26 protein-coding genes and 1 pseudogene are annotated in these 26,217 nt (G+C 64.0%); 14 read left to right on the top strand and 13 right to left on the bottom strand.

Annotated elements, in window-relative coordinates; translation table 11 throughout:
• Positions 1–12 precede the first annotated feature (12 nt).
• Positions 13–714 carry a PTS transporter subunit EIIC gene (locus ACZ9IL_RS08120; protein ID WP_476005321.1) on the bottom strand — a complete coding sequence of 234 codons (702 nt, stop codon included), beginning with the start codon at positions 712–714 and terminating at the stop codon, positions 13–15.
• A 103-nt stretch (positions 715–817) separates the two neighbouring features.
• Positions 818–1,471, bottom strand: a pseudogene (locus tag ACZ9IL_RS08115) (PTS transporter subunit EIIB); the annotation flags it as partial.
• A gap of 259 nt (positions 1,472–1,730) precedes the next feature.
• Between ACZ9IL_RS08115 and ACZ9IL_RS08110 the strand changes: the two are divergent.
• Together ACZ9IL_RS08110 and miaE are read left to right on the top strand one after the other, a co-directional pair.
• Positions 1,731–2,741, top strand: a complete 1,011-nt coding sequence (locus ACZ9IL_RS08110; RefSeq protein ID WP_476003053.1) for a LacI family DNA-binding transcriptional regulator — start codon at positions 1,731–1,733, stop codon at positions 2,739–2,741.
• Positions 2,742–2,845: 104 nt separating this feature from the next.
• Positions 2,846–3,604 carry a tRNA isopentenyl-2-thiomethyl-A-37 hydroxylase MiaE gene (miaE, locus tag ACZ9IL_RS08105; protein ID WP_476003052.1) on the top strand — a complete coding sequence of 253 codons (759 nt, stop codon included), beginning with the start codon at positions 2,846–2,848 and terminating at the stop codon, positions 3,602–3,604.
• Between the two features lie 145 nt (positions 3,605–3,749).
• On the opposite strand, the gene ACZ9IL_RS08100 is transcribed toward miaE, so the two are convergent.
• From ACZ9IL_RS08100 to pspF, 7 genes are all read right to left on the bottom strand, one after another.
• On the bottom strand, positions 3,750–4,535 hold the full coding sequence (locus ACZ9IL_RS08100) for a peptide ABC transporter ATP-binding protein (protein ID WP_033129639.1): 786 nt from the start codon (positions 4,533–4,535) through the stop codon (positions 3,750–3,752).
• Positions 4,536–4,686: 151 nt separating this feature from the next.
• A complete protein-coding gene (locus tag ACZ9IL_RS08095) occupies positions 4,687–5,685 on the bottom strand; it encodes a peptide ABC transporter ATP-binding protein (protein ID WP_476003051.1) in 999 nt (332 codons plus the stop codon).
• A gap of 82 nt (positions 5,686–5,767) precedes the next feature.
• Positions 5,768–5,896: a hypothetical protein gene (locus ACZ9IL_RS08090; RefSeq protein ID WP_476003050.1), complete on the bottom strand. Its 129-nt coding sequence runs from the start codon at positions 5,894–5,896 to the stop codon at positions 5,768–5,770.
• Positions 5,896–6,789: an ABC transporter permease subunit gene (locus tag ACZ9IL_RS08085; RefSeq protein ID WP_476003049.1), complete on the bottom strand. Its 894-nt coding sequence runs from the start codon at positions 6,787–6,789 to the stop codon at positions 5,896–5,898. The genes ACZ9IL_RS08090 and ACZ9IL_RS08085 overlap by 1 nt, the downstream gene beginning before the upstream one ends.
• A gap of 383 nt (positions 6,790–7,172) precedes the next feature.
• Positions 7,173–8,132: an ABC transporter permease gene (locus ACZ9IL_RS08080; RefSeq protein WP_476003048.1), complete on the bottom strand. Its 960-nt coding sequence runs from the start codon at positions 8,130–8,132 to the stop codon at positions 7,173–7,175.
• 79 nt (positions 8,133–8,211) lie between these two features.
• Entirely contained in the window at positions 8,212–9,804 is a 1,593-nt protein-coding gene (gene sapA / locus ACZ9IL_RS08075) for an ABC transporter substrate-binding protein SapA (protein WP_476005320.1), read from the bottom strand.
• Between the two features lie 195 nt (positions 9,805–9,999).
• Positions 10,000–11,046 (bottom strand): phage shock protein operon transcriptional activator, encoded by a 1,047-nt coding sequence (pspF, locus tag ACZ9IL_RS08070; RefSeq protein ID WP_476003047.1) that lies wholly within the window; start codon positions 11,044–11,046, stop codon positions 10,000–10,002.
• Positions 11,047–11,242: 196 nt separating this feature from the next.
• Between pspF and pspA the strand changes: the two genes are divergently transcribed.
• The 12 genes from pspA to hutW all read left to right on the top strand — a co-directional run bounded on the left by pspA (position 11,243) and on the right by hutW (position 22,425).
• On the top strand, positions 11,243–11,920 hold the full coding sequence (gene pspA, locus ACZ9IL_RS08065; protein WP_476003046.1) for a phage shock protein PspA: 678 nt from the start codon (positions 11,243–11,245) through the stop codon (positions 11,918–11,920).
• A 3-nt stretch (positions 11,921–11,923) separates the two neighbouring features.
• Positions 11,924–12,160 (top strand): envelope stress response membrane protein PspB, encoded by a 237-nt coding sequence (pspB, locus tag ACZ9IL_RS08060; protein ID WP_033129602.1) that lies wholly within the window; start codon positions 11,924–11,926, stop codon positions 12,158–12,160.
• Positions 12,157–12,561 (top strand): envelope stress response membrane protein PspC, encoded by a 405-nt coding sequence (gene pspC / locus ACZ9IL_RS08055; protein ID WP_476003045.1) that lies wholly within the window; start codon positions 12,157–12,159, stop codon positions 12,559–12,561. Before pspB ends, pspC begins: the two co-directional genes overlap by 4 nt.
• A gap of 83 nt (positions 12,562–12,644) precedes the next feature.
• Positions 12,645–14,051 carry a YcjX family GTP-binding protein gene (locus ACZ9IL_RS08050; RefSeq protein WP_476005319.1) on the top strand — a complete coding sequence of 469 codons (1,407 nt, stop codon included), beginning with the start codon at positions 12,645–12,647 and terminating at the stop codon, positions 14,049–14,051.
• Positions 14,052–14,106: 55 nt separating this feature from the next.
• Positions 14,107–15,153, top strand: a complete 1,047-nt coding sequence (locus ACZ9IL_RS08045; protein ID WP_476003044.1) for a YcjF family protein — start codon at positions 14,107–14,109, stop codon at positions 15,151–15,153.
• 177 nt (positions 15,154–15,330) lie between these two features.
• Entirely contained in the window at positions 15,331–16,152 is an 822-nt protein-coding gene (gene phhA / locus ACZ9IL_RS08040; protein WP_476003043.1) for a phenylalanine 4-monooxygenase, read from the top strand.
• Between the two features lie 50 nt (positions 16,153–16,202).
• Positions 16,203–16,553 (top strand): 4a-hydroxytetrahydrobiopterin dehydratase, encoded by a 351-nt coding sequence (locus ACZ9IL_RS08035; RefSeq protein WP_476003042.1) that lies wholly within the window; start codon positions 16,203–16,205, stop codon positions 16,551–16,553.
• Between the two features lie 132 nt (positions 16,554–16,685).
• On the top strand, positions 16,686–18,233 hold the full coding sequence (gene tyrR / locus ACZ9IL_RS08030; RefSeq protein WP_476003041.1) for a transcriptional regulator TyrR: 1,548 nt from the start codon (positions 16,686–16,688) through the stop codon (positions 18,231–18,233).
• 198 nt (positions 18,234–18,431) lie between these two features.
• Positions 18,432–18,980 (top strand): regulatory sequestration protein YfiR, encoded by a 549-nt coding sequence (yfiR, locus tag ACZ9IL_RS08025; RefSeq protein WP_476003040.1) that lies wholly within the window; start codon positions 18,432–18,434, stop codon positions 18,978–18,980.
• The gene (gene dgcN / locus ACZ9IL_RS08020; protein WP_476003039.1) at positions 18,977–20,224 is read left to right on the top strand and encodes a diguanylate cyclase DgcN/YfiN; all 1,248 of its coding nucleotides are present in this window, start codon (positions 18,977–18,979) and stop codon (positions 20,222–20,224) included. Before yfiR ends, dgcN begins: the two co-directional genes overlap by 4 nt.
• A 38-nt stretch (positions 20,225–20,262) precedes the next feature.
• Positions 20,263–20,751 carry an outer membrane lipoprotein YfiB gene (gene yfiB, locus ACZ9IL_RS08015; protein WP_476003038.1) on the top strand — a complete coding sequence of 163 codons (489 nt, stop codon included), beginning with the start codon at positions 20,263–20,265 and terminating at the stop codon, positions 20,749–20,751.
• A gap of 318 nt (positions 20,752–21,069) precedes the next feature.
• Positions 21,070–22,425 (top strand): heme anaerobic degradation radical SAM methyltransferase ChuW/HutW, encoded by a 1,356-nt coding sequence (gene hutW, locus ACZ9IL_RS08010; protein ID WP_476005318.1) that lies wholly within the window; start codon positions 21,070–21,072, stop codon positions 22,423–22,425.
• A gap of 70 nt (positions 22,426–22,495) precedes the next feature.
• Here the strand turns inward: hutW and xseA are convergent, their stop codons facing one another.
• From xseA to ACZ9IL_RS07990, 4 genes are all read right to left on the bottom strand, one after another.
• Positions 22,496–23,854, bottom strand: coding sequence for an exodeoxyribonuclease VII large subunit (xseA, locus tag ACZ9IL_RS08005; RefSeq protein ID WP_476003037.1), 1,359 nt, complete (start codon positions 23,852–23,854; stop codon positions 22,496–22,498).
• 124 nt (positions 23,855–23,978) lie between these two features.
• Positions 23,979–24,890 (bottom strand): DMT family transporter, encoded by a 912-nt coding sequence (locus ACZ9IL_RS08000; protein ID WP_476003036.1) that lies wholly within the window; start codon positions 24,888–24,890, stop codon positions 23,979–23,981.
• A 148-nt stretch (positions 24,891–25,038) separates the two neighbouring features.
• Positions 25,039–25,461, bottom strand: coding sequence for an ExbD/TolR family protein (locus ACZ9IL_RS07995; protein WP_476003035.1), 423 nt, complete (start codon positions 25,459–25,461; stop codon positions 25,039–25,041).
• On the bottom strand, positions 25,461–26,216 hold the full coding sequence (locus ACZ9IL_RS07990) for a MotA/TolQ/ExbB proton channel family protein (RefSeq protein WP_476003034.1): 756 nt from the start codon (positions 26,214–26,216) through the stop codon (positions 25,461–25,463). Before ACZ9IL_RS07990 ends, ACZ9IL_RS07995 begins: the two co-directional genes overlap by 1 nt.
• Position 26,217 lies beyond the last annotated feature (1 nt).

Genomic DNA, 26,217 nt, shown 5'->3' with positions numbered 1-26,217 from the left:
GATGATGCGAATTCACAGGCTGGCGGCCGTCTTGACCTGCAGCGTCGGCACGGCCTCATCGGAGGCGGCCCTGGGGTGCTCCTCCTGTACCGGAATGTCTTCAAAGCCCATCAGCAGGGTGAGCACGAAGGAGAGCACCACCGAAAGCGCCATGACCCCGAACACCCAGGCGATGCTCATGGGGTTGGCCGGATCGAAGAACTGGACGCTGGTAAAGAGGCCAGGGGCCGCCATGGAGTGACTGGCAAGCCCGGCCATGCCGGCCACGGCGCCGCAGATGAAGCCGCTGATGAGGCTGGCGATGAGTGGCCGCTTCAGGCGCAGGGCCACCCCGTAGAGCGCGGGCTCGGAGATCCCCGCCATGATGGCGGAAGCCGCCGCGGCCAGCGCGGTCTGGCGCAGCTCGGGGTTCTTGGTACGCCAGGCCACCGCTAGGGAGGAGCCACCAAGGGAGAGATTGGCACCGATCTCGGAGGGCATCACCATGCCTTCCTTGCCGGTCTCGGCGATGGTCTGGATGATGGTCGGGGTAAAGACGCGGTGCATGCCGGTCATCACCAGCAGCGGCCACAGGGCCCCCATGATGGCCACCGACAGCCAGCCCAGATAGTCGTGAACGGTATAGACCAGGCCGGAGATGGCGGTGCCGATCCAGATGCCGATGGGGCCGATCAGCAGGATGGCCAGCGGCGCCGCGATCAGCACGATCAGCATGGGTTTCAAGAAGTTCTTGGTCACCGCCGGGGTGGATGCGGTCGACCCAGCGCTCGATGTAGGAGAGGCACCAGGTCATCACCAGGGCCGGGATCACGGTGTAGGTGTATTTCACCGCGGTGACCGGGATAAAGCCGAAGCTGACCTGCTCCCCCTGGGCGGCCCTGGCCATCAGTTCGATGAAGCTTGGGTGCACCAGCACGCCGGCGATGGCGATGGCGAGCGACATGTTGGTCTTGAACTTGACCGCCGCCGAGGCCGCCACCATCAGGGGCAGGAAGAAGAAGGCGCCGTCACCGATGGCGTTGAGGATGATGTAGCTGGGGGAGGTGACTTCGACCATGCCGCTCATGCTGAGCACCATGGCCAGCAGCTTGACCATGGAGCCGCCGATGATCGCCGGAATGAGCGGCGACATGGTGCCGATCAGGGCGTCGAGGATGCCGGCGCCGAGGCGCTTGAGGCTGAAGCCGGGCTGCACCTCCGGCACCATCCCGTGCTCTCCCGCAGGCAGCAGGGCCTGCACCTCGCGGTAGGCGTGGGACACCATGTTGCCGATGATCACCTGGCACTGGTTGTCATTGTTCACTACCCCCATCACCCCGGAGGTGGCTTTCAGGGCGGGGTTGTCCACTCGGCTTGGATCCTTCAAGACGAAGCGCAGGCGCGTCATGCAGTGGGTGACCGCGACGATGTTGTCTGCTCCCCCCAGGGCACTGACGACGGCACTGGCCAGGGCCGCATAGTTCTTTGACATCTGGTTTATCCTTTTTGACCAAGAGAGACCGGCCATAGCCCGCCAGTGGCGTGGGGATGGACGGTGTGAAACTGCACGTGTGGAACCGGTTCCACACAGAGTGCTCAGTTTCTTTCTGCGATACAAGATGGTCCCCCGATCATTGTGCAGATCCGTGAATGGGATCACTCAATGACCCCTCCTGCCCGCATTCTTGCTACGACAACCCCAGGCCGGTGCAGTACACTGCGGCCCGTCAAGCATAACGGGATGGAGCAAAATGACGACGATGCTGGAGGTGGCAAGACGGGCAGGGGTGTCGAAGGCGACGGTCTCTCGCGTGTTGTCGGGCAATGGCTACACCAGCCAGGAGACCCGGGATCGGGTGTTTCAGGCCATCGAGGAGAGTGGCTATCGCCCCAACCTGCTGGCGAGACAGCTGGCGACCAGGAACACCCAGACCCTGGGGCTGGTGGTGACCAACACCCTGTATCACGGTGTCTATTTCAGCGAGCTGCTCTCCCATGCGGCGCGGATGACCGAGGAGCGCGGCCGCCAGCTGATCCTGGCCGATGGCAAGCACAGCGCCGAGGAAGAGCGTCAGGCCATCCAGTACCTGCTGGATTTGCGCTGTGACGGCATCATCATCTACCCGCGCTTCCTGAGCGTCGAGGAGATGGACGAGATCATCGAGCAGCACGCCCAGCCCATCATGGTGCTCAACCGCAAGCTGCGGCGACATCAGGATCACTGCGTCTATTCGGATCAACAGGCGGCGGCGGAGGCCGTGGTGCACCAGCTGGTGGAGATGGGGCACACCGACATCGCCTTCATCAGCGGCTCGGCGGACTCGCCGACCGGCATCGAGCGGCTGGCCGGCTACCGCCAGGCCTTGGCCCGGCACGGGATCCCGCTGCGCGCCGAGCTGATCGCCCCCGGCAAGTGGACGCCCGCCTGCGGCGCGGCCGGGGTCGCCGCCCTGCTGGCGCGAGGGGCCCGCTTCAGCGCCCTGGTGGCCTGCAACGACGACATGGCGATCGGCGCCATCAAGCAGTTGCACGAGGCTGGGGTGTCGGTGCCACAGCAGGTCTCGGTGGTGGGGTTTGATGACATAGCGCTGGCGCCCTATGTGATCCCGTCCCTTGCCAGCGTCAAGATGCCGGTGACCGAGATGATCCAGGAAACCATCAGCCGGCTGATCGCCATGGTGGAGGAGGGGGAGGCCGGTGAGCCGCCCTCCTTCAGCGGCAAGCTGGTGCGGCGTGACTCCCTCAAGCGTCTGCTGGAGTGAGGCGCTGATCCATCTTCAAGGTGGTGGGCAGCACAGACGGGATCCGCTAGCATAGGCGCCCCGGCGCCTGGCGCCGACTGTCACAGCAACAAATGAGACTTTAGATGGATGACCTGCTCGCCCCCGTTCGCCAGTTCCTGCATTGTGAGACCCCCGACGAGTGGGTGGCGATGGCGCGGGATCCCGCCCAGTTGCCGACCCTGCTCATCGATCACGCCAACTGCGAGAACAAGGCCGCGCTGACCGCTCACAGCCTGGTGCGCCGCTACTGCCTGCCCAAGGGCAAGCGCCATCTGCTGCCCAAGCTGGAGTTTTACCGTGAGCTGGACGCCATCCCCGAGAAGGCGGAGATCCTGGGCAAGAGAACCATGGGGGAGGCCGATCTCACCGTCTTCGCCGAGCTGGAGCGCAATCCGCTGCTGTTTCCCATGGTGCGGCTCATTCAAGAAGAGCTGCATCACTTCGAGCAGGTGCTGGCGCTGATGCAGGCGCGCGGCATTGCCTACGGCCCGGTCAGCGCGTCGCGCTACGCCCGCAGCCTGCTCACCCATGTGCGTACCTACGAGCCGGCCGCGGTGGTGGACAAGATGATCATCGGCGCCTACATCGAAGCGCGCTCCTGCGAGCGTTTCGCCAAGCTGGCGCCGCACCTGGACGAGGAGCTTGGCCGCTTCTATGTCTCTCTGCTGCGCTCCGAGGCGCGCCACTACCAGGACTACCTGGCCCTGGCACAGCAGTATGCGGGGGAGGACATCAGCGAACGGGTGGCTTTCTTCGGCGCCATCGAGGCCGAGCTCATCTGCTCACCGGACCCACAATTCAGGTTCCATAGCGGACTGCCTGTCAGATTTGACAGTTGTTGAGCCCGCGGGGCCCACCTACTATCGCGGTGTTCCTACTACGAGCGACGCAATCACTTTTTGAGCGCAATACCCGGCACTGATACGACATCAGGCCGGGTTTTTTTATGGCAGCGGGAAGGAGGACAGGGGGCCGGAGCCCCGGGGATCAGCGGCGGTATTCGTTGTTGTAGTTCTGGATGAGGCGGCGGGTCACCTCGTGCTGGGGATCGGCAAACACCTTGAGGGTCTTGCCGCGCTCCACCACCCGACCGTCGTGCATCACCAGCACCTCGTCGCTGATGTGGCTGACGATGCCCAGATCGTTGGCCACCAGCACATAGCTCAGCCCCATGGTCTCCTGCATCTCCAGCAGCAGGTTGATGATCTGGGAGCGTACCGAGATATCCAGGGTCGACAGGGCTTCATCCGCTACCACGATTTTGGGGTTGAGGATCAGCGCCCGTGCCAGCCCCACTCGTTGTTGCTGACCGGCGGAGAGCATCTGCGGGTAGAAGAGAGCGTGATCCGCCAGCATGCCCACCATGCGCAGGGTCTGCACCACCTTGTCGCGGCGCTCCTCCTCGCTCATCTCGGTGTTGAGGCGCAGCGGCGTCTCCAGGATCTGGCCGACCCGAATTTTTCGGTTAAGAGACGTGTTGGGATCCTGGAAGATCATCCGCAGCAGCTTGCAGCGAGTCTGGTAGTCACCGTGCACCAGGCGCTGGCCCTCGACGGCTATTTCGCCGCCGCTCGGCTCTATCATGCCGGCCAGGATGCGGGCGAGGGTGCTCTTGCCTGAACCCGCCTCACCGACGATGGCCAGGGTCTGGCCCACGCCGAGATCGAACGACAGCGGCTTGATGGCCTCCACTGCCTGGCGCCGGAACAGACCGGTGCGGTTCTGGTAGGTTTTACAGAGGCCTCTGACCTGTAACAGAGCGGGTTCGATCACTGTATTGACTCCTTCGTAGCGAACTCTGCTGCCACGAATCGATAACGTAGTAGATGCATATGGTGGGCGCTGCCGCCCTCGGCGGGATCTGGTCGCTGAAGCCAGGGTCCTTGGCGCTGTGCATTGATCACCGATTGGGGATGGGCCTGGATCATTTTTTCGGCTCTTCCATGTTCAGCGGGAAGTGGCAGCTGAACTGGTGACCCTTGATCTTGCTCATCAGCGGGGTCTGGACGCACTGCTTCTGGGCATAGGGGCAACGGGGACCGAGCCGGCAACCGATGGGCAGGTGCTGCAGCGGCGGGATCACCCCGGGCAGGGTCTCGAGCCGGGACTTGTGGCGTACCAGCTTGTCGAAGTCGGGAATGGACTTGAGCAGGGCGTCCGTATAGGGATGATGGGGCGATGTCAGGATCTGTTCCCGGGTGCCGACCTCCACCATCTGGCCGCAATACATGATGTTGATGGTATCGGTCAGGTTCGCGATGGCGGCGATGTCGTTGCTGATGATGAGGATGGTGGTGTTGCCCAGCTTGTTCATCTTGTCCAGCAGTCGCAGGATCTGGGAGTGGGTGGTGGACTCCATGGCGCTGGTGGGCTCGTCCGCCACCAGCAGACGCGGCTGGTTGGCGATGGCCATGGCGATCATCACCTTCTGGCACATGCCGTCCGACAGCTCGTGGGGGTAGGCGCGCATCACCTTGCGGTGATCCTTGACGCCGACCCGGTGCAGCAGGGCGATGGCCCGCTTCTTGCGCCACTGGAAGCGCTGCCAGAATTTGCCGACGAAGGCGCTGGTCGGAATGGCCTCCTCCAGCTGGGTGCCTATCTCCTCGGAAGGGTCGAGACAGCTGATGGGGTCCTGGAAGATCATGGCGATCTCGCGGCCCATGATGCGGCGCCGCTCCTTGGGGGCCATGGTCAGCAAGTCCATGTCGTTGAAGCGCATCCGGTCGGCGCGCACTATCCAGTTGTCCTTCTGGATGCCGACGATCACCTTGGCCACCAGGCTCTTGCCGGAGCCCGATTCACCCACCAGACCGCGAATTTCCCCCTCGTTCAGGGTCAGGCTGACCCTGTCCACCGCCTTGACCTTGCCCTGGGGCGTGTCGATCTCGATGGTGAGGTTGCGTATATCAAGCAGAGGCATCAGTGGCGCTCCTCATGAGGGTGTGGCACGGCGTGTTGCATCGGGGCGATGTGGTCCTTGATGGTATAGAGCAACAAGATCATCAATCGTTCCCCTCTTTGAGCGCTTCGCAGATGCCTTCACCCACCAGCGATCGGTTGACCAGCACGCCGTACAGGAATGGGCAGGGGCCAAGGGTGAACATGCCTATCTTGGGCAGAGAGCGCTGCATCAATCGTTCCCCTCTTTGAGTGCTTCGCGGATGCCTTCACCCACTAAATTGGTCACCAGCACGCTGAACAGGATGGCCATGCCCGGCAGGGTCACGGTCCAGGGGGCCAGATAGATGAGATCGCTTGAATCCGCCAGCATGGCGCCCCACTCCGGCTGCGGCGACTGGGCGCCGAGGCCGAGGAAGCCCACCGCCGAGATGTCCAGGATGGCGGCGGAGAGGGTGCGGGTGGTTTGCGCCACCAGGGTCTCGACGATGTTCGGCAAGATGGCCAGCCGCATGATCCGCCAGGGGGGCGAGCCATCGAGGCGGCTGGCGATGATGTACTCCTTCTGCATCTCGGCGTGGACCGCGTTGTAGGTCGCCCGGATGAAGGGGGGGATGAGTGCCAGCGTGATGGCGATCAGGGTGTTGAAGAGGCCAGGCCCCAGGATGGCCACCACTATGATGGCCAGCAGCAGGGAGGGAATGGAGAGCAGGGTGTCGAGCAGGTGATGCAGCACGCTCGACTTCACTCCCTTGCTCATGCCGCCGAGGATGCCGATGGTGGAGCCGACGACGAGGGCAATCATCACCACCAGCAGGGCGTTGCCGAAGGTGAGGCGGGCGCCCACCACCAGGCGCGAGAGGATGTCGCGGCCCAGATCGTCGGTACCGAGGAAGTAGTCGATATTGCCGGTGCTGGCCCAGGAGGGCTCCAGCAGCAGGCGGCTGCTGTGCTGATCGTCGATGCCATAGGGCACCACCAGGGGGCCGATCAGGGTGACCAGCAACAGCAACACGAAGCACCAGAGGCCGCCCATGGCCAGCGGATTGCGACGATAGGAGGCCCAGGTCTGCTCCAGCGGAGAGAGGATCCTGAGCTCCGGGTAGATGTTCGATTTATCTTGCATGAGTCAGGCTCCAGCTCAGGGCATGAGCAGGTTTGGTCTTGTTGTGCATAGCGTGCTTTGCGCCCTGCCGGGTACCGCATAACGGCGGTGAGCAGCTCGGCACCGACGATATGGCCCTTGCGTAGCAGGGGCTCGCCATTTGGGCACGTTCGATCTTGTCTTGCATAGCGTGCTTTGCGCCGTGCCGGATACCGCATGACGGCGGTGAGCAGCTCGGCGCCGACAATATGGCGCTTGCATAGCAAGGGCTCGCCATTTGGGCACGTTCAATCTTGTCTTGCATAGCGTGCTTTGCGCCCTGCCGGATACCGCATGACGGCGGTGAGCAGCTCGGCGCCGACAATATGGCGCTTGCGCAACAGCGGCTTGCCCGATAAGCGAATTCAGTCCTGTTTTGCATAGAGCTCTTTACGCCGTGCCGGGTACATGATGGTGGTAAGCAACTCGGTGCTGACGCTGATGAAGATCACGAAGCTGGCCACCACCAGGAAGGCGCCCCGGATGGCGGCGTAGTCCTGCAGCGCTATGCTGTTGACCAGCCAGCGGCCGATGCCGGGCCAGTCGAACACGAATTCGGTGATCATGGCGGAGGTGAGCACGCTGCCAAGCTGCAGGCCGAGCAGCGGCAACACCGGTGGCAGGGCATTCTTGAGGCCGTGGCGCCAGACGATCTGGCGGCGGGAGAGGCCCCGGCTCGCCGCGGCCTTGATGTAGTTCTGCTTCATCACGTCGATGAGGGAGCTGCGCACATGGCGGATCACCTCGGTGGTGGGCACCACCGCCAGCACCAGGGACGGCAGCACCAGATGGCGCAGGGCATCGTGCAGGGCTGCGTCGCGCCAGGGTTCGTGGCTCAGCAGCACATCGACGATGGCGATGCCGGTGATGGAGGGCACGTCGTAGAGCAGGCTGATCTGGCCGGAGGCGGGCAACCAGCCGAGATCCAGCGAGAACAGCATCACCATCAGCAAGGCGAGCCAGAACACCGGCACGGCGTAGCCGATGAGGCCGGCGGCCATGATGGAGAGATCCAGTCCGCGTCCCTGATAAAGCGCGGCCAGGGTGCCGAGCGGAATGCCCACCAGCAGCGAGATGGCGAAGGCCGCGAGACAGAGCGTCAGGGTTGCCGGGAAGTAGTGACGGATCTCGTCCAGCACCGGCAGGCCGGAGACGCTGGAGAGGCCGAAATCACCGGCGAAGATGCGGCGCAGGAAGTCCGGGTAGCCGTGCCAGAGATCCAGCACCTGACCGATGAGACGAAACTCCAGCAGGTAGGCCGCCAGGGTCAGCACCAGCAGGGTGATGAGCAGCAGGGTGATGCGGCGCAGGATATAGAAGAACATGGTTATGCCTCCGCTCGCGGGCTGGTCGCTGACCGGCAAGAGATGCGATCAGCGATGAAGTGGATATCGAAACGCATGCTCACTCCCGATAGGCCTGGTTGAAGGTGGTGCCACCGAAGGGCATCAGGGTCAGTCCCTCGATGTCGCTGCGGCTCACCTGGGTGCGCAGGGCATGGGCCAGCGGGATCAGCGGCAACTGCTCGTTGAGCAGGGTCTGGGCATAGTAGTAATTGCGCAGGCGGAAGGCGAGCTGAGGGGTGGTCACCGCATCGTCCAGCAGTTGATCGAAGGCCGGGCTGCACCAGCGGCTGTAGTTGTTGCCCCGCTCGACGGCGGCGCAGCTCAGCAACTGGCGGAAGAAGTTGTCCGGATCGGCGTTGTCGGCGATCCAGCCGGACAGCAGGCTGTCATATTGCCCCTTGGCGAGCCGGGTCTCGATGACCGGCCAGGCCTGCTGCACGATTTTCAGCTTCACCCCTATCTTGGCGAGATCGCTGCGCATCAACTGGGCGGTCTTGAGGCCGTCCGGGTTGTAGGGACGGGCGCCTGGTTGCACCAGCACCTGCATCTCGAAGCCCTGCGGGAAGCCGGCCTCCGCGAGCAGTTTGCGGGCGAGCTTGAGGTCTGGCTTGCGCAGTTGCAGGGAGGGATTGTAACCCCAGGACAGCGGCGGCAGCAGGCTGGTGGCGGGCTGCCCGGTTTCGAAGTAGACCGCCTGCAACAGGTTTTGCACGTTGATGGCACTGGCCAGCGCCTGGCGCACCTGCACCTTGTTGAAGGGCGCCTTGCGGGTATTGAGGGCCAGGAAGGCGACGTTCATGCCCGACTGTACCGACAGATTGAGGTGGGAGTCCTTGTCGATCACCGACAGCTGGCTGGCGGAGGGGGTGCTCATCACGTCGCACTCGCCGGTCAGCAGCTTGGCGAGCCGTTTGGACGATCTGGGGGTGATGTCGTAGACCAGCTGCTCGATCTTGGCCTCGCCGCCCCAGTAACCGGGATGGCGCAGGTAGCGCACGAACTCGTTGTGGCGGTACTCCTTGAAGCTGAAGGGGCCGGTGCCGATGGGGCGGCTGTCGAGCAGCGTGGGGGTGCCGGCCTTGATCATCTGTTCCCCATACTCGGCCGACAGCACGATGGCGTAGTCGCTGGCCAAGGTGGCGAGGAAGGAGGCATCCGGCCGGTTGAGCTCGAACACCACCTCGTGGGGCCCGTGCTTGTCGACCCGCTTGATGAGGGACGCCAGCCCCATGCTGTAGAAATAGGGGTACTCGCCGCCCGAGATGGCGTGGTAGGGATGACGGTCGTCCAGCAGGCGATGATAGGTGAACAGCACGTCGTCGGCGTTGAACTGGCGAGAGGGGCTGAACCAGGGCGTGCGATGGAAGGTGACCCCCTTGCGCAGGGTGAGGGTATAGGAGAGGCCATCCTCGCTCACGCGCCAGTGGGTGGCGAGGCCTCCCTCGAGACTCAAGGTATTGGCATTGACCTCAAGCAGGCGATCGTAGAGCGGGCGGGCGCTGGCATCCAGGGTCATGCCCGAGTTGGCGAGCTGCGGGTTGAAGGTCTGGGGCGCCCCGTCGGCGCAGTAGATGAGCCCCGTCTTTGAGGCATCGTCTTGTTTCTGACAGCCGGTGAGTACCAGGAGACCGAGCAGCAGTGGTGTGAGCATTCTCATTGTGGAGCCATGTCTTCATGCGAAATGTGTTCATGCAAGGTTGCCCGCGGGAGGGCGGGCGCGTTGCGGGATCCTGCCGGGCAGGGCATCCCTGCGGGATCAGCCGAGCTTAGCGCTGTCATTGTTGCCATCCCTCTCGAGTCGCAGGTCATCGTGCGGTATTCCCCGAGGAGGGATGCTGATTCAGAGTCAGGCAGTCTCTGCATTGCCATTGTTGTCATCCCCCTCGAGCAGCTGGTATTTACGCAGCATACCCCTGAACTGGTGGTAGCTCAGGGCCAGCAGATCGGCCGCTTTGCGCTGATTATACTGGGATTGCTGCATCGCTTGCTTGAGTAAATTGACTTCGAACTCAGCGACCGTGCTCTTGAGATCCAGCGGCAGGCTGGGGGCCTGCGGTTCAGTGGTTGATGCCAACCCGGCTGACTCGGCAGGCACTTCGGTCCGGGCCCGGGGGCGCCAGGGGGAATCGAAGGGATTGATCACCAGCTCTGCCAGCGGCAACTGTGGGTTGCCCTGGCGATAGAGGCTGCGCTCCACCACGTTTTTGAGCTCCCGCACGTTGCCGGGCCAGGGGTAGTCCAGCAGCAGCTGGGTCGCCTTGCGGGAGAACCCGGCAAACAGCGGATAGCCCAGCTCCCGGGTCATGCTGTGGGCGAAGTGCTCCGCCAGCATCAGGATGTCGTCCCGTCGCTCCCGCAGGGGGGGCAATGTGATGACGTCGAACGCCAGCCGGTCCAGCAGATCGTGGCGAAACTGGCCCCGCTCGGCCAGCGCGGGCAGATCCTCGTTGGTGGCGCACACCAGTCGCACATCCACCTTGAGGGGCTTGGCACCGCCCACCCGCTCGAACTCGCCATATTCGATGACCCGCAGCAGTTTTTCCTGCACCCGGGCGCTGGTGGTGGCCAGCTCGTCGAGGAACAGGGTGCCGCCATCGGCGCGCTCGAACCGGCCCTGATGGCGCTTGGCAGCGCCGGTGAAGGCGCCCGCCTCGTGGCCGAACAGCTCGGTTTCCAGCAGGCTCTCGCTCAAGGTGGCGCAGTTGATGGTGACAAAGCTTTGATCCCAGCGGGCCGAGAGATAATGTAGGCGGTGGGCGATGAGCTCCTTGCCGGTCCCTCGCTCGCCGATGATCAGCACGGGTTTGCGCAGGGGCGCGAGGCGGGAGGTCTGCTCGATGATCTCAAGAAACGCGTTGGACTCACCCAACAGGCTTTCCGTGTCTGTGCTCATCCTTACACCCTGCTCGTTGAAAAATCTGGTCAATCTTACCAAAAGTTAGTGATTTTTATCACCCGTTGTTCCGGGTGACTTGAAACTCATGAAGTGTGCCCATATAAATCAATGAGTTAAAATTTGTTCCAGATTGGCACACAAGTTGCCATTGTCAATGGAGAAACAACCCAATGCCCATCACAGGAGTAGAGTCATGAGTATTTTTTCCCGCCTGGCCGACATCATCAATTCCAATCTGACGGCCCTGCTCGACAAGGCAGAAGATCCCCAGAAGATGGTGCGCCTGATCATTCAGGAGATGGAAGACGAGCTGGTGAAGGAGCGCTCCAACCTGGCCCGCTTCCTCGCGAACCAGAAAGAGATTGGCCGCCAGGTCAGCCGCCATCAGGAGCGGGTGAACGAATGGCAAGCCAAGGCCGAACTGGCCCTGACCAAGGGGCGCGACGATCTGGCCCGCGCCGCCCTCATCGAGAAGAAGAAACAGACCGAGCTGGCCGATGCGCTGGTGCGTGAACAGCAGGCGGTGGACAGCGGCATCGACAAGCTGGGCGACGAAATTCGCCAGCTGGAAGCCAAGCTCGAAGACGCCCGCACCCGCCAGAAGGCGATGGCCATTCGCAGCGAGGCGGCCAGCAGCCGTTTGAACGTGCAAAGCCAGGTGGCCCGTGGCGACAGCCAGGCCGTGGTCAGCAAGTTCGAGCGCATGGAGCGCCGCATCGACGAGATGGAGGCCCGCGCCGATCTCGGTCAGTCCGACAAGGCGCTGGCCCAGCAATTTGCCGAGCTGGAGGTGGACGATCAGATCAGCCGTGAGCTCGAGGCCATGCGCCAGAAGCTGGGCCAGAGCGACGCCACCAAGCAGGGGGAGTAACGAATGGAAGATATCATTGGCATATTGGCGACGCCGCTCATCGTCTTCATGGTGATAGTGGCCCCCATCTGGCTGGTGTTGCACTATCGCGCCAAGGGGCGGATCGGTGTGGGTCTCGCCGACGGTGAGCGGCAGCAGCTGGAAGGGCTGCTGGTGCGCGCCGAGAAGATGCAGGAGCGAGTGGGGGCACTGGAATCCATTCTCGATGCCGAGGTCCCCGGCTGGAGGAACAAGGTATGACGCTGTCAAATCAGACGAGTCGCAATCTCTACCGTGACCCCCAGCGGGGCAAGATAGCGGGGATCTGCGCCGGCCTCGCCGACTACTTCGGGGTGGAGATCTGGATAGTGCGGCTGCTGGCCATCACCGGCCTCATCTTCGCCGGTTTCATCACCTTCACTGCCTACATTGCGGCCTGGTTCCTGCTCGACAAGAAGCCGATCACCCTCTATGGGGAGAAGGATGCCGAGTTCAGCGATCTGCGCATGAAATCGCGCAGTTGGCAGGCGGGGGTGACACCTCACCAGGCGCTGGGCCGCATCGCGCAGGAGCTGGATGCGCTCGAACCCAGAGTGCAGCGCATCGAGAAGCTGGTGACCTCCAAGGAGTTCAACTTGCAACGGGAATTCAGCAAGCTGTGATGAGATGACCCATAGCGTCCCGGGCCAGGGAGGGCCGGGGCGCGACCACAGAGAGGATTGAGCACGCCTTGACACCTAAAAAATTGCTACGCAACAAGCTCGAACAGCAGTGGTCTGTGCTGCAGCACAAGGCCAATGAGGTGGTGAACCGGGTACGGGATCGCCACATCCGGCTGGCGGTCACCGGCCTGTCCCGCAGCGGCAAGACAGCCTTCATCACGGCGCTGGTGAACCAGCTGGAGCACGCGGCCATCGATGGCCGGCTGCCCCTGTGGGATGCCCAGCGCCAGGGGCGGATCCTGGGGGCACGCCGGGTGCCCCAGCAAAATGCCCACATCCCCACCTTCCCCTACGAGCGCGGGCTCGACTCCCTGTTTGGGGATCCTCCCGCCTGGCCGGAGCCGACCCGCGGGGTGGCCGAGGTGCGCCTCGAAATTCGCTATCGCACCCGCCATCCCCTGCGCAAGCACCTGGGGGAGATCTCCACCCTCTACGTGGATCTGGTGGACTACCCGGGGGAGTGGCTGCTGGACTTGCCGCTGCTCGAACTCAGCTACGAGCAGTGGAGCGAGCAGGTGCAACAGCAACTGCGCCGCCCCGAACTGCAGGCGCTCGCGAGCGGCTGGCTTGAACCGCGCTGGCAGGCCGAACAGTCCTTCGAGGAGCGGCCCGCCAGCGAGCTGGCCGAGCGTTACACCGATTATCTGCACGCCTGCAAGCGCGAGCTCGGCCTGCACCTCATTCAGCCCGGTCGCTTCGTCTTGCCCGGGGAGTATGCCGGTGCACCGCTGCTGCAGTTCGTGCCCTGGGTGTGGGACAAGCCCACCGGCGAGCCCGCCGATGGCAGCCTCTATGCCACCTTCAAGCAGCGCTTCGAGCAGTACAAGCAGCACCTGGTGCAGGGTTTCTACGAGCAGCACTTCGCCGGTTTCGATCGCCAGATAGTGCTGGTGGATTGCCTGCAGCCCCTCAACGCCGGCGCCGCCAGCTTCGGCGACATGCAGCAGGCCATCGCCCGCATCATGGAGAGCTTCGCCTACGGCAAGAGCAACTGGTGGCGGCGGCTGTTCGCCCCGCGTATCGACAAATTGCTGTTCGTGGCGAGCAAGGCGGATCACGTGACGCCGGAGCAGCACGGACCCCTGGTCTCCCTGCTGCAACATCTGGTGAGTAGCGGCCGCGGTCAGGCGCGCTTCGAGGGCATAGAGACCGAATGCCTGGCGCTCGCCGCCATCAAGGCGACCGAGGTGGGCAAGGGGATCGCCAACGGCCGCGAGTTTCCGGCCATTCGCGGCACCAGCTTAGGGGGCGAGCCGCTGCTGCTGTTCCCGGGGGAGGTGCCGTCCCATATTCCACCGGCTCAGTGGTGGCACAGCCAGGGCTTCGATTTCCAGGCGTTTCGCCCGCTGCCCATGAGCGCCCATCAGGCCTTGCCCCATATCCGGCTCGATGCGGCGCTGGAATTCCTGCTCGGGGATCACCTCGAATAATCAGCTGGCCGCTCTGCGGGTTAACCCCGCAGTGCGGCGCGGAGGAAGATAAGCGATGAACGATCAGACCAAATTGCGGACGCCAGACGAGGGCGTCCCGCTGCAAGGCAAGGTGGTGCTGGAGCCGGTGATCTCGGCGGCGCCAGCGGAGCAGGCGCCCGCCCCGGCCCAGCGGCTGGAGGAGGCAAGTTTCGAGCGCCTTGATGAGCTCAGCGACTTCACTGAAGTCGAGCCGGCCCTGACCATCAAACCCCGCCGCCGTCACCGCCTGCTGGGCTGGGGGCTGGGGGCGGTCGGCCTGCTGTCCCTCGGCCAGTTTGGCAGCTTCCTTTATGATCAGTTCGTCTCATCCCCGCTCTGGGGCGGCGCCTGGCTGCTGGCCTCCGGCCTGGTGCTGGTCGGCACGGCCGGGGTGGCGGGGCGGGAGTGGCTGCGACTACGCACCCTCAAGCGGCGCCAGGATGTGCGCTCGCGCGCCGAAGACCTGCTGGCCCGCCAGGGGGTGGGGCAGGGGCAGGCGTTTTGCGAAGCCCTGGCGACGCGCAGCGGTGACAAGGGGCGGGAGGGGTACAACCACTGGTTATCTCAGCTCGACGAGAGCCACAGCGATCGGGAGGTGCTGACCCTCTACAGCCAGTTGGTGCTGACCGAGCGCGACAAGCTGGCCCAGGCCAGGGTCGCCAAATGGTCGGGGGAGGCCGCCGTGCTGGTGGCCCTGAGTCCGCTCGCCACCGTCGACATGATGCTGATGTTGTGGCGCAATCTGCGGATGATTGAAGATATTGCGGACGTTTATGCCATCGAACTCGGTTACTGGAGTCGCATTCAATTAATCCGTCAGGTGTTTCGCAACATGCTCTACGCCGGCGCCACCGAGCTGGTGACCGAGGTGGGCATGGATCTGCTGGGGGCCGAGCTCACCGCCAAGCTCTCCGCCCGCGCAGCGCAAGGGGTGGGGGCCGGTCTGCTCACCGCGAGGCTGGGGCTGCGCACCATGGAGGCGTGCCGCCCGCTGCCCTGGTGCGGCGATGAGAAGCCCAAGTTGGGTGAGTTGCGCAAGCGGCTCATCGGTCAGCTGGCAGGTTATCTCAACAAGTCCTGAGGCGTGGCGACGGCCCTGTCTGTCACAAATTATTTACATCTCTGGCAAGCAGCCGACCTCAGGGTCGGCTGCTTTTTCAGGGGGCAAACCGTTACAGTGATCCCATAGACCTGCGCAGACAGCCTGTGCAAACAGACCAATGCAACATCGCCCTTGAGGGCGGAGTGGAACCGGATCATGGCAAGCCTCTACACGGCACATCAAGCGGACGAGCAGGGCGTCATCCACTACAGCGATGAAGAGCACGGCACCTGGCAGATCCTGATCGATCGTCAGCTCGCTGCGCTGGACGGCAAGGCCTGCGACGAGTACCTGGCGGGGCTGGCACGCCTCGATCTGCCGCGGGATCGCATCCCGCAGCTCGGCGAGATCAACGCCGTGCTGACCCCTGTCACCGGCTGGTCGGTGGTGGCCGTGCCGGCGCTCATCTCCTTCGATCGCTTCTTCTCGCTCTTGGCCAACCGCCAGTTCCCGGTCGCCACCTTCATCCGGCGCCGGGACGAGCTCGACTACCTGCAAGAGCCCGACATCTTCCACGAGATTTTCGGCCACTGCGCCATGCTGACCAACCCGGCCTTCGCCCACTTCACCCATGTCTATGGCCAGCTTGGCCTGCGGGCGAGCAAGGAGGATCGGGTCTATCTGGCGCGGCTCTACTGGTTCACGGTGGAGTTTGGTCTGGTGCGAGCGGATTTGGCTCAGCAAGGGGAGGGGCTGCGCATCTACGGCGGCGGTATTCTCTCCTCCATCGGCGAGACCGCCTATGCCCTCGGCGGTGAGCCCGTATTGCAGCCGTTCGACCCCATAGAAGTGCTGCGCACCCCCTATCGCATCGACATCATGCAGCCCATCTACTTTGTCCTGCCGCGGCTCGACGAGCTCTATCAGCTGGCGGATAGGGACATCATGGCGATGCTGGGGGAGGCTCGCCGTCTCGGCCTGCATGCCCCGCGCTTCGCACCCGACTTCCATAAACACCTGGGCAAGCAGGCGAGCTGACGGCCGCGTTTCCCCATTTTCTGCGATCCATTGATGATAAGGAGTCCCGAATGTCCGAACTGGCAAGCCAACGGTGCGAAGCGTGTCGCGCCGATGCCCCCAAGGTCAGCGACGAGGAGCTGAGCGAACTGATGCATCTCATCCCCGATTGGCAACCTCTGGTGGTGAAGGGGGAGCTGCAACTGCGCCGGGAGTTCGCGTTTCGCAACTTCAAGGAGGCGCTGGCCTTCACCAACCGGCTCGGCGCGCTGGCGGAGGCGGAGTTTCACCACCCGGCTATCTTGCTGGAGTGGGGCAAGGTGACCGTCAGCTGGTGGACCCACAAGATAGGGGGCCTGCACCGCAACGACTTCATCATGGCGGCGCGCACCGATGAGCTGATGACGTCAGCCGCGGCTTAACGCGCGAGACCAGCAGGGCCTGCCCGGTGAAAACGGGGTGGGCCCGCATTTTTATGGGTCAGCCCTCGCACTGGCGGGATCGAGTCTGTATCATTCGGTTATTCAGAATGTTAGCTAGGAAGTGTGTGCCGAATGCGTCTTGAAGTCAGCTGTGAAGACCGCTTGGGCCTGACCCGGGAACTGCTCGATCGTCTGGTGGAGCACAACATCGATCTGCGCGGCATCGAAATCGATACCTCAGGCATCATCTATCTCAATTTCCCCGAGCTGGAGTTTCGTGATTTCCAGCATCTGATGCCGGAGATCCGCCGCATTCCCGGCATCTACGACGTCAAGACTATCCCCTACATGCCCTCGGAGCGGGAGCATCACGAGATAGAGGCGCTGCTCAAGGCATTGCCGGATCTGGTGTTCTCCCTCGATGGCAAGGGCCGGGTGACCCAGGCCAATCAGGCCGCCCTCACCACCCTGGCGCTGCCGCCGGAAGAGGTGCGCGGCGTCTCCCTTGGCTCCCTGGTCAAGGGCTTCTCTTTCAGCCGCTGGCTGGAGGCGAGCGAGATCCGGCCCCAGACCTGCAAGCTCAGCCTCGGCGGCGAGGAGTACCTCGGCGATCTGATGCCGTTGTTCGTGGCCGAGGAGAAGGGCAAGCAGGCCCTGGCCGGCGCCGTGGTGGTATTGAAATCCGCCCGCCGGGTCGGCATGCACTTCAGCGCACTGCACGCGGTGGAGGTGGGTGGCTTCGAGCACCTGCAGGCGGAGAGCCAGAAGATGAAAGAGGTGCTGGCCCAGGCTGCGAAGCTTGCGATGCAGGATGCCCCCTTGCTCATCGTCGGCGAGACTGGCACCGGCAAGGAGCTGCTGGCCCGCGCCTGCCATGGCGCCAGCCTGCGATCCAGTCACCCCTTCATGGCGCTCAACTGCGCCGCCATGCCGGACAATGTGGCCGAGAGCGAGCTGTTCGGTTACGCCCCCGGCGCCTTTGGCAACAACACCGAGGGCAAGCGCGGCGTGCTGGAGCTGGCGAGCGGCGGCACCCTGATGCTGGACGAGATCGGCGACATGTCCCCCCATCTGCAGACCAAGTTCCTGCGGGTGCTGCAAGATGGCGTGTTTCGCCGGGTTGGTGACGAGCAGGAGGTACGGGTCAACGTGCGCTTCATCTGCACCACCCAGAAACAGCTGCTGGATCTGGTGCACGAGGGTAAGTTCCGCGAAGATCTCTACTATCGCCTCAACGTGCTGAGCTTGGCGCTGCCCCCCCTGCGCGAGCGCAAGGCGGACATCATGGCGCTGGCCCAGCAGTTTGTCTCCCGCTTTGCCAGCGAATTGCAGCGGCCCCGTCCGCGCTTTACCCGCAACATGGCCGAATACCTGACCGCCTACCGTTGGCCCGGCAACGTGCGCCAGCTGCGCAACTGCCTCTACCGGGCCATGACCCTGCTGGAAGGGGACGAGATTGGCCCCGAACACGTGGACTTGCCGGTGGCGGCCGACGCCATGCCACTCATCGACGAGTGGTTCGAGGGGGGGCTGGACGAGGCGGTGAAGCGCTTCGAGAGCCGGCTGCTGGAGCGGCTCTATCCGGCGTTTCCTTCCACCCGCCAACTGGCCAAGCGGCTCGGGGTGTCTCACACCGCCATCGCCAACAAGCTGCGAGAATACGGGATCGGCAAGAAGTAGCCGGATGAAGGTGTATGTTTCATGGCGCCCGACTCAGGTCGGGCGCTTGTCATTGCTGCGACACGGGGTGACGCAATCGGCGCGCGGCCTGATGGGGGCCGGCCTTGGGGCTGATAAGCTCGAGGCGACTCCTCTCTGGCACTCCCTTCATGGGCGCCGGGCCACCTCGGTCCCGGTGTGGGCATAAGCGCAGGCATCATGCAATCATTCCATCTCATCCGGGCCATGGCCTTGCTCGCCCCCCTGTGCTATTCGCTGACCTTGATGGCGGAGCCCGGGGCCCTGACCTCGGCCGAGGTCCGCAGCGATCACGTGCGTCAAACCGTGCTCGACATCCTCAGCTACACCCGCTGGCCCAGCGAACCCACCGAGCTGCGACTGTGCATCACGGCGCCGACGGCGTACGCCAGCACTCTGCTTACCATCAAGCAGCAGGCCAACGGCCGCCTGGTCGATGTGCACCGCTACGAGACCGATGACGAGGCGCTGAGTCAGCGCTGCGATGTGATCTACCTGGGGGTTTTGGCCCCCGAGCAGCGGCTGGCACTGTTCGAGCGGCTGCGGGGACACGCCATCCTCAGCATCAGCGAGCAGAGCAGTGAATGCATCGCCGATGCGGTGTTCTGCCTGCAGGCCGGGCTGGATCGGGTGCGCTTTCGGGTCAATCTGGATGCGCTGGCCCGCAGCGGCGTGCGGGTGCATCCGGCGGTGCTGAAACTGGCCAGGGCGGACGAGGGGGCGCGATGAAAAACCACGCTCATTCCGTCGGCCCGCGCATCACCCTGCGCCAGAGTCTGGGGCGCACCCACATGGTGACCTCCCTGACCGCCGTCTGCATGGCGGGGGTGTTCCTGACCATCACCGCCTTGCTGGCGCTGCGACTCTATGCGGATCACAACCTGGAGCTGCTGGCTCGCGCCATCAGCTACACCACTGAGGCGGCCGTGGTGTTCCACGACGAGGATGCGGCCAAGGATGCCTTGCAGACCATCACCGCTCACGAGGACGTGGTCAGCGCCACTATCCTGCTGCCCAATGGTCAGGTGCTGGCGAGCTGGACCCGCGACATCACCAGTCCCTGGTCCAATCTGGGGCAGTACCTGGCGCGGCTGATCCTGCCGGGCCCGGTGGATCTGCCGATGATGCGCGAGGGCAAGGAGATAGCCCGCATCCATCTGGTCGGTCACGGCCAATACCTGCTGCGCTTCTTGCTGCAGACCCTGCTGGCGACCCTGGTCTGCCTGCTGCTCAGCATACTGGCGGCCCTCCATGTGGCGCGCCGGATGCAATATTCCATCACCGCGCCCCTCAAGGCGCTGGCGCAGGTCGCCTACAGCGTCCGCCGCCGGCGCACCCTCAACCAGCGGGTGCCCTCCGCCAACATCGCCGAACTGCACGAGCTGGGGGAGGATTTCAACTCCCTGCTCGACGAGCTGGAGGCCTGGCAGGCCCACCAGAAGCGGGAGAATGCCAGCCTGCTGCATCAGGCGACCCACGACTCCCTGACCGGTCTCCCCAATCGCTCCCTGTTCGAGGCTCGTCTGGCTCAGGCCATCAGGTTTGGCGAGGCGACCAATGAGCGATTCGCCTTGCTGTACCTCGATTGCGATCGCTTCAAGCAGATCAACGACAGCCTGGGCCACGCCGCCGGAGACGATGTGCTGGTCGCCCTGGCGCGGCGGGTGCAGCATCAACTCAGGCCCATGGACCTGGTGTGCCGGTTGGGGGGGGACGAGTTCGCCATCCTGCTGGCGCCGGTGCAGCACGAGCACGAAGTGCGTGAGGTGATGCTGCGGATCCAGCAGGCGATGGTGGCCCCCGTGGTGTTGGGAGATGGTCATCATCTGGTGGCCGACGTCAGTGTCGGCTATGCCATGTACCCCGAGCAGGGGGTGACGGCCGACGAGCTGCTGCAGCATGCGGACAGCGACATGTATCAGGCAAAACGGCAACGCAGGGAGGGGATCACCGGCAAGCAAACGAAAAATTGATGTTTTTTTCAGGCAAAAATAATAAAAGGATAATAACAATGCACATTTCCAACCTGATGAAGGCAGGCCTCGTGGGGCTGCTGCTGAGCGTGCTGGCGGCTTGTCAGAGCGCACCGCGGGGTCTCTCGGCTGAGCAGGTCGCCGTACTCAAGGAGCAGGGATTCCATCTCACCGACGAGGGCTGGACCCTGGATATCTCCAACAAGGTGCTGTTCGCCAACAACGTGGGTGCCCTCAATCCCGGCACCCGCCAGGTGGTGGAGCAGCTTGGCAAGGCCCTGATCTCGGTGGGCCTGAACAAGGCCAGGGTAGACGGCCATACCGACTCCAACGGCGAGGCAACCTACAACCAGCAGCTCTCCCTGAAACGGGCCCAGTCCGTGGCAGACGTCCTGGTGTCGGTGGGCATGCCGGCGGCCAATGTGGATATTCGCGGCCGGGGTGAAGAGGCGCCGATTGCCGACAACGGCAACGCCGCCGGACGGGCGGAGAATCGCCGGGTTGCCATCATCATCGGCAACGACTGATCCCGGTCGTGCATCAACAGCTAGCACCTTCTGTTTTGCGGGCCATGACCCACCTCTCTTGTTAGTCTGAATGCGTGTGTACGACCACTCTCCTGCCAGCACCGCTGCAGACGGGGGAGTGGCTATCGCCGCAAGCAGCGTCTTCTTTGCACGATACTCGGCCAATCGACCGGGGATCGTTCGATACCCTGGGCTTAACTGCCGCCCAGTGCCCCTGACTTGATCCAGCACAAGGTCATGGTTAACTGATATTCGTTATCATTTGCATTATTTTCTGATGGTAACTTGCCAGTGACGACAGCACAGATCACCCCGACCATGACCGGACTCGCTACTCCGGACCCCCTCAAATTCGCCTTCGCCGCCAAGACCTCGGCCCATGCCAGCCGCGGCGGTATCCGCCCTCTGACCCTTGACGACACCGGTTGGCAAGCCTGGTGGCAGCAGGAGAGCCAGGCGGATGAGCGAGCGATCTACATCCACATTCCGTTTTGCCGCAAACGCTGCAGCTTCTGCAACTTCTTCGAAAATGGCGCCAATCCGGCGCGGATGAGCCGTTACATGGCAGCCTTGTGTGGCAGCCTGCAGCAGGCCGCCGACTCTCCCCTTGGCAAGAGCAGGCCCTTCTCGGCCGTCTATGTGGGGGGTGGAACCCCCACCGACATGGCGGCGGGCGATCTGGCGCGCCTTGCCGGGGCCATTCGCCGTTTTCCGCTGACGGCCGATGCGGAAGTGACCCTGGAGGGGCGCCTGAACGGCTTCGATGACGAGAAGTGGCAGATCGCCCTCGCGGGAGGCTTCAACCGCTTCTCATTCGGGGTGCAGAGCTTCGATACACAAGTGCGTCAGCAGGCGGCCCGTTTCGATGACAGGGAGACCCTGCTGGCCCGGCTGGAGTCGCTGACTCGAGATGATGCTGCCGTGATAGTGGCGGATCTAATCTTCGGCCTGCCGGGTCAGGACGATGCCGTGTGGCGCCAAGACATCGCGGACGTGATGGCGAGCGGGGTGCACGGGGTGGATCTCTATCAGCTCATCGCCATGGCGGGCACCAATCTGGAGCGCGCCGAGGCGAAGGGCAAGCTCGGCTGGTCGGCCGATGGCCCGCAGCGCGCCAGCATGTATGCCTATGGTGCCCAGACCCTGGAGCAGGGCGGTTGGCAGCGTCTCTCCAGCAGCCATTGGCGCCGCGGTGACGCCGAGCAGAGCCGCTATAACCAGATGGCGAAGCGCGGCGCCGAGATCCTCCCCTTCGGGGCGGGGGCGGGGGGCAGCGTGCACGGGCATGGCCTGATGTATGGCCGGGATCTGGCACTCTGGCATGAGGCACTGGCGCAAGGGGGTCGTGCCCCCGGCATGGTGATGGGGCGCAATCCCAATGCGCGCATCGACGGTCTGCTGCGCGGTGCGCTGGACACCGGCTGGCTCGCCCTCGACCGCCTGCCCGCGCCCTTGCAAGCCCATCTGCTGCCGCTGTTTGAGAGTTGGCAGCGCCACGGGCTGGCGGAGCTGACCGACCAGCGGCTCGAGTTGACCCTAGCGGGCCGCTTCTGGAACGTCAACCTGCAGGCCGGGTTGTTCGAATTCCTGCAGCTCAACCCCCTGGGGGGCGGGCCAGCCCTCTCCGCCAGTCTGGGGCACCCGGGCGGAGCGGTACGACATTCGCTGGTATGAGTGAATTGCACACTATAAAAATGGCCCATCCTGTGATGGGCCATTTTTTATGCTGATAAATGCCTTGTGGCTAGTCGCCGATGCTGTCTACCCGCACCCGCAGGCTGCCCTCGGCCAAGGTGGTAACAAGCTGCTGGCCGGCGCTCACCTGGTGGGCGTGACTGACTACCTCGCCGTGCTGGGTGCGGGTGATGGAGTAGCCCCGGCCCAGGGTGGCCAGCGGGCTGACCCCGTCGAGCCGGGCGCTCAGCATGGCGAGGCGATGGTCGGCGAGACTCTGGCGCTTGGCCATCAGGCTATGGAGGCGCTCCTCGGCCAGCTGATGACGGCGCCGACCGGCCGCCAGCAGCTTCTCGGGGCTCTGGGCCTGCAGGCGAAGCTCGAGGTTGGCGAGGCGCCGCTCTCCCCGCTGCAGGCGTTGGCCGAGCAACTGCTGCAAGCGGCTGCTGAGCTCGTCGAGGCGCTGGGATTGCTGCTCCAACCGGCGCTTGGGATCCTGGTGTTCCAGCCGTTTTTGCAGCAGGGCGAAGCCGTGGCAGGCGGTAGTCTGGCGCCGCGCCATGGCCTGAGCGAGCCGCTGGCGCAGGTGAGTGAGACGTTGGGCTCGGGCGCTTTGATCCGGTGCCACCAGTTCGGCGGCGGCGGAGGGAGTGGGGGCGCGCAGGTCGGCGGCAAAGTCGCTGATGGTGACATCCACCTCATGGCCGACCGCGCTCACCACCGGAATGGCGGAGCGGCTGATGGCGCGGGCCACCGCCTCTTCGTTGAAGCACCAGAGATCTTCGAGCGAGCCGCCACCGCGACCGACGATCAGCACGTCCACCTCGGCGCGGCGGTTGGCCAGTGCAATGGCCGCCACTATCTGGCCGATGGCGGCGCTGCCCTGCACCTGGGTCGGATAGATAAATATCGGCAAGTCCGGCGCCCGGCGCCCCAGCACCGTCAGCATGTCGTGCAGGGCGGCGCCGGTGGCGGAGGTGATCAGCCCCACGGCGCGCGGCTCGCGGGGCAGCGGTCGTTTGCGAGCCTCGTCGAACAGCCCCTCGGCGTCGAGCCGGCGCTTGAGCTCCTCGAAGCGCAGGGCCAGCATGCCGTCGCCGGCGGGCTGCATGCTTTCAATGATGAGCTGGTAGTCGCCGCGGGGCTCGTAGAGGGAGACCCGCGCCTGTACCAGCACCTGCATGCCGTCTTGCGGGCGGAACGGCACCCGTCGGTTGTTGCCCTTGAACATGGCGCAGCGCACCTGGGCGGACATGTCTTTGAGGGAGAAGTACCAGTGACCGGAGCTTGGCATCGCCAGGTTGGAGAGTTCCCCGGTCAGCCACACCAGCCCGAGATCCTGCTCCAGGATCATGCGCACGGCGCTGTTGAGGCGGGTGACGGTGAAGATCTGCTGCCTGTTTTGGCTGGATTCGTCGCGGTGATTCAAGGTTGGTCCTGCTGCTGTGCCCGGCCCGAGGCGGGGGAGAAGACGATGGGGCCTATCTTACCCCAGTTCCAACAAGGAGCCGAGCCCGTGTGGGCTCGGCGCGACAGTTGAAACAAGGTGCGGGTTAGCGTATCGGCTGGCCCGCGGGTTTCGCGGTTTTGGCCGGGCTCACCACCAGCCAGACCGCGAGGCAGACGACGGCACCGCCGACGACGAAGCCGCCGGTGAGGGTCTCGCCGAGCACCAGATAGCCCCACAAAATGCCGAACGGGGGGATGAGGAAGGTGACCGTCAGGGAGCGCAGCGGCCCGATATCTGCGATCAGCCGGAAATAGAGCAGGTAGGCGAGGGCGGTACAGAGGAAGCCGACGGCCAGGATGCTGGCCCACACCTCGGGGATGGCCCAGTTGACGGCAGGTCCGGCCACCATGGTGTAACCGAAGAAGGGCAGCAGGAACAGGCAGGCCCCCAGCTGGCTGCCGAAGGCGACCAGCTTGGCATCGAGACCGCCCTGCTCGGTGATCCAGCGCCGGGTCAGGAAGCCGGCGCAGCCGTAGCAGGCGGTGGCGAGCAGACAGGCCAGTACCCCGGTGATGAAGTTGCCGGTCAGGCTCAGCTCCCCCGTGGTGGTGATGAGGGCTATCCCCACCAGGCCCAGCATGACGCCGGCCCATTTGCGCAGGCTCAGCGGCTCGTTGAAGCAGGAGAAACCGATCAGCGCCCCCATCAGCGGGGTGGTCGCGTTCAGGATGGCCGAGTAGCCGGCGGGCAACCAGAGCGCGGCGATGGCGTACATCAGGAAGGGCACCCCCGAGTTGATGATGCCGAGCACCATGGCGGACTTCAGCTTGCCCTTGAAGCTCAGGGGGGTGCGCAGCAGAAGCAGCATGACGGCGAGCCCGATGAGGGCGAAGAAGACCCGCAGGAAGGTGGTGTTGACCGAGCCGAACGCCGGCGCCGCGATGCGCATGAACAGGAAGCTGGCGCCCCAGATGGCGGCCAGCGCCAGCAGTCTCACATAATCCGATGTTCTCATCTTCTCTCCTTGAAATGGCGGGGCGGCCTTGCATCATGCAGGGCAGTCCCGCCTCTGGCAACCGGGTGAACGGGGGGCAAATAAACAAGGCACCACCCGGGTGATGCCTTGCTGCTACTCAATCTCTGAATCTGCGCTGGAATATGTGTTATTCGGCTTCCGGCTGGCTGACAAAGGCTATCTTGTGCAGACCGTGCCGGGAGGCTTGGGCCATCACCTTGGCGATGGCGCCGTACTCCACGCTCTTGTCGATGCGCAGCTGGATCTCGGGGATCTCCGGCTTGGCCTCGCTGGCCTTGACCATCTGGGCGAGCAGCGCCGGCTCATCGACCTCTTTGTCGTTCCAGTACATCTTGCCGGCCCCGTCGATGGAGAGGATCACATCCTCCTGCTTGGGCTGGTTGACCTGACTGCTGGCCTCGGGCAACTCGAGCTTGACCGCGTTGGTGAGCAGGGGGGCGGTGATCATGAAGACGATCAGCAACACCAGCATGACGTCGATCATCGGGATCATGTTGATCTCGGACAGCGGCTGCTCATCCGCATCCCCGGGAAGTTTGCCGAAGGCCATTACATCTGCCCCTTCTTGGCGGTCTCTACATCGGACAGCTGGGTCACGTTGGATGGGGTCTTCTCGAATCCGGTCACCAGCAGGGCAAACAGGTCGTAGGCAAACTCGTCGAGGGCGGCAAGCTTGAGGCGATTGCGACGCACGAAGAAGTTGTAGATGAGCACCGCCGGCAGGGCGACGGCGAGGCCGAAGCCCGTCATGATCAGCGCCTCACCAACCGGGCCCGCCACCTTGTCCAGGCTGCTCTGGCCGGCCGCACCTATGGCCAGCAGCGCGTGATAGATGCCCCAGACGGTACCAAAGAGCCCGATGAAGGGTGCCGCCGATCCCACCGAGGCGAGGAAGGCCAGGCCATGCTCGAGGCGGATCCGCTCCGTGGTGATGGCGTGACGCAGGGCGCGCAGCAGGAAGTCGTCAGGGGAACCCAGCTTGAGGGAGACGGCGCGCTCCTGGGCCCGATCCAGCTGGGCAACGGCCCCAAGGGCTGCGTTGGTGATCCGGCCATAGGCCTCTTCGGGAGGGGTATGGGAGAGGTGGCGCTCCATATCCTGCACGCTCGCATGCTGCCAGAACTGATTCACGAAGCGGGCGTTCAGGCGCTGCTCGCGATAGCCGAGGTAGAGTTTGAGCAGTGCATAGTAGCAGGTGCCAAGCGACATCAGTACCAGCAGGATCAGTGGGACCAGACCCACCCCGGTGTTTTGGCTGAGCAGGTGGTAGATGCCCATCGAGTTTGTTTCGATTTCCGGATTCATG

The organism is Aeromonas sp. TECH754 (assembly GCF_056279295.1).
This window is presented reverse-complemented; position numbering and strand designations above follow the sequence as displayed.

What these genes read in the sequence shown, in the direction of transcription:
- phhA (WP_476003043.1), top strand. Translation starts at nt 15,331, where the DNA reads ATGGCAAGCCTCTACACGGCACATCAAGCGGACGAGCAGGGCGTCATC.
- ACZ9IL_RS08000 (WP_476003036.1), bottom strand. Translation starts at nt 24,890, where the DNA reads ATGAGAACATCGGATTATGTGAGACTGCTGGCGCTGGCCGCCATCTGG.
- ACZ9IL_RS08045 (WP_476003044.1), top strand. Translation starts at nt 14,107, where the DNA reads ATGAACGATCAGACCAAATTGCGGACGCCAGACGAGGGCGTCCCGCTG.
- ACZ9IL_RS08080 (WP_476003048.1), bottom strand. Translation starts at nt 8,132, where the DNA reads ATGTTCTTCTATATCCTGCGCCGCATCACCCTGCTGCTCATCACCCTG.
- pspC (WP_476003045.1), top strand. Translation starts at nt 12,157, where the DNA reads ATGACGCTGTCAAATCAGACGAGTCGCAATCTCTACCGTGACCCCCAG.
- yfiB (WP_476003038.1), top strand. Translation starts at nt 20,263, where the DNA reads ATGCACATTTCCAACCTGATGAAGGCAGGCCTCGTGGGGCTGCTGCTG.
- ACZ9IL_RS07990 (WP_476003034.1), bottom strand. Translation starts at nt 26,216, where the DNA reads ATGAATCCGGAAATCGAAACAAACTCGATGGGCATCTACCACCTGCTC.
- ACZ9IL_RS08110 (WP_476003053.1), top strand. Translation starts at nt 1,731, where the DNA reads ATGACGACGATGCTGGAGGTGGCAAGACGGGCAGGGGTGTCGAAGGCG.
- ACZ9IL_RS07995 (WP_476003035.1), bottom strand. Translation starts at nt 25,461, where the DNA reads ATGGCCTTCGGCAAACTTCCCGGGGATGCGGATGAGCAGCCGCTGTCC.
- miaE (WP_476003052.1), top strand. Translation starts at nt 2,846, where the DNA reads ATGGATGACCTGCTCGCCCCCGTTCGCCAGTTCCTGCATTGTGAGACC.
- pspF (WP_476003047.1), bottom strand. Translation starts at nt 11,046, where the DNA reads ATGAGCACAGACACGGAAAGCCTGTTGGGTGAGTCCAACGCGTTTCTT.
- ACZ9IL_RS08085 (WP_476003049.1), bottom strand. Translation starts at nt 6,789, where the DNA reads ATGCAAGATAAATCGAACATCTACCCGGAGCTCAGGATCCTCTCTCCG.
- pspB (WP_033129602.1), top strand. Translation starts at nt 11,924, where the DNA reads ATGGAAGATATCATTGGCATATTGGCGACGCCGCTCATCGTCTTCATG.
- ACZ9IL_RS08120 (WP_476005321.1), bottom strand. Translation starts at nt 714, where the DNA reads ATGCTGATCGTGCTGATCGCGGCGCCGCTGGCCATCCTGCTGATCGGC.
- tyrR (WP_476003041.1), top strand. Translation starts at nt 16,686, where the DNA reads ATGCGTCTTGAAGTCAGCTGTGAAGACCGCTTGGGCCTGACCCGGGAA.
- ACZ9IL_RS08090 (WP_476003050.1), bottom strand. Translation starts at nt 5,896, where the DNA reads ATGCAGCGCTCTCTGCCCAAGATAGGCATGTTCACCCTTGGCCCCTGC.
- sapA (WP_476005320.1), bottom strand. Translation starts at nt 9,804, where the DNA reads ATGCTCACACCACTGCTGCTCGGTCTCCTGGTACTCACCGGCTGTCAG.
- ACZ9IL_RS08035 (WP_476003042.1), top strand. Translation starts at nt 16,203, where the DNA reads ATGTCCGAACTGGCAAGCCAACGGTGCGAAGCGTGTCGCGCCGATGCC.
- ACZ9IL_RS08095 (WP_476003051.1), bottom strand. Translation starts at nt 5,685, where the DNA reads ATGCCTCTGCTTGATATACGCAACCTCACCATCGAGATCGACACGCCC.
- yfiR (WP_476003040.1), top strand. Translation starts at nt 18,432, where the DNA reads ATGCAATCATTCCATCTCATCCGGGCCATGGCCTTGCTCGCCCCCCTG.
- hutW (WP_476005318.1), top strand. Translation starts at nt 21,070, where the DNA reads ATGACCGGACTCGCTACTCCGGACCCCCTCAAATTCGCCTTCGCCGCC.
- dgcN (WP_476003039.1), top strand. Translation starts at nt 18,977, where the DNA reads ATGAAAAACCACGCTCATTCCGTCGGCCCGCGCATCACCCTGCGCCAG.
- pspA (WP_476003046.1), top strand. Translation starts at nt 11,243, where the DNA reads ATGAGTATTTTTTCCCGCCTGGCCGACATCATCAATTCCAATCTGACG.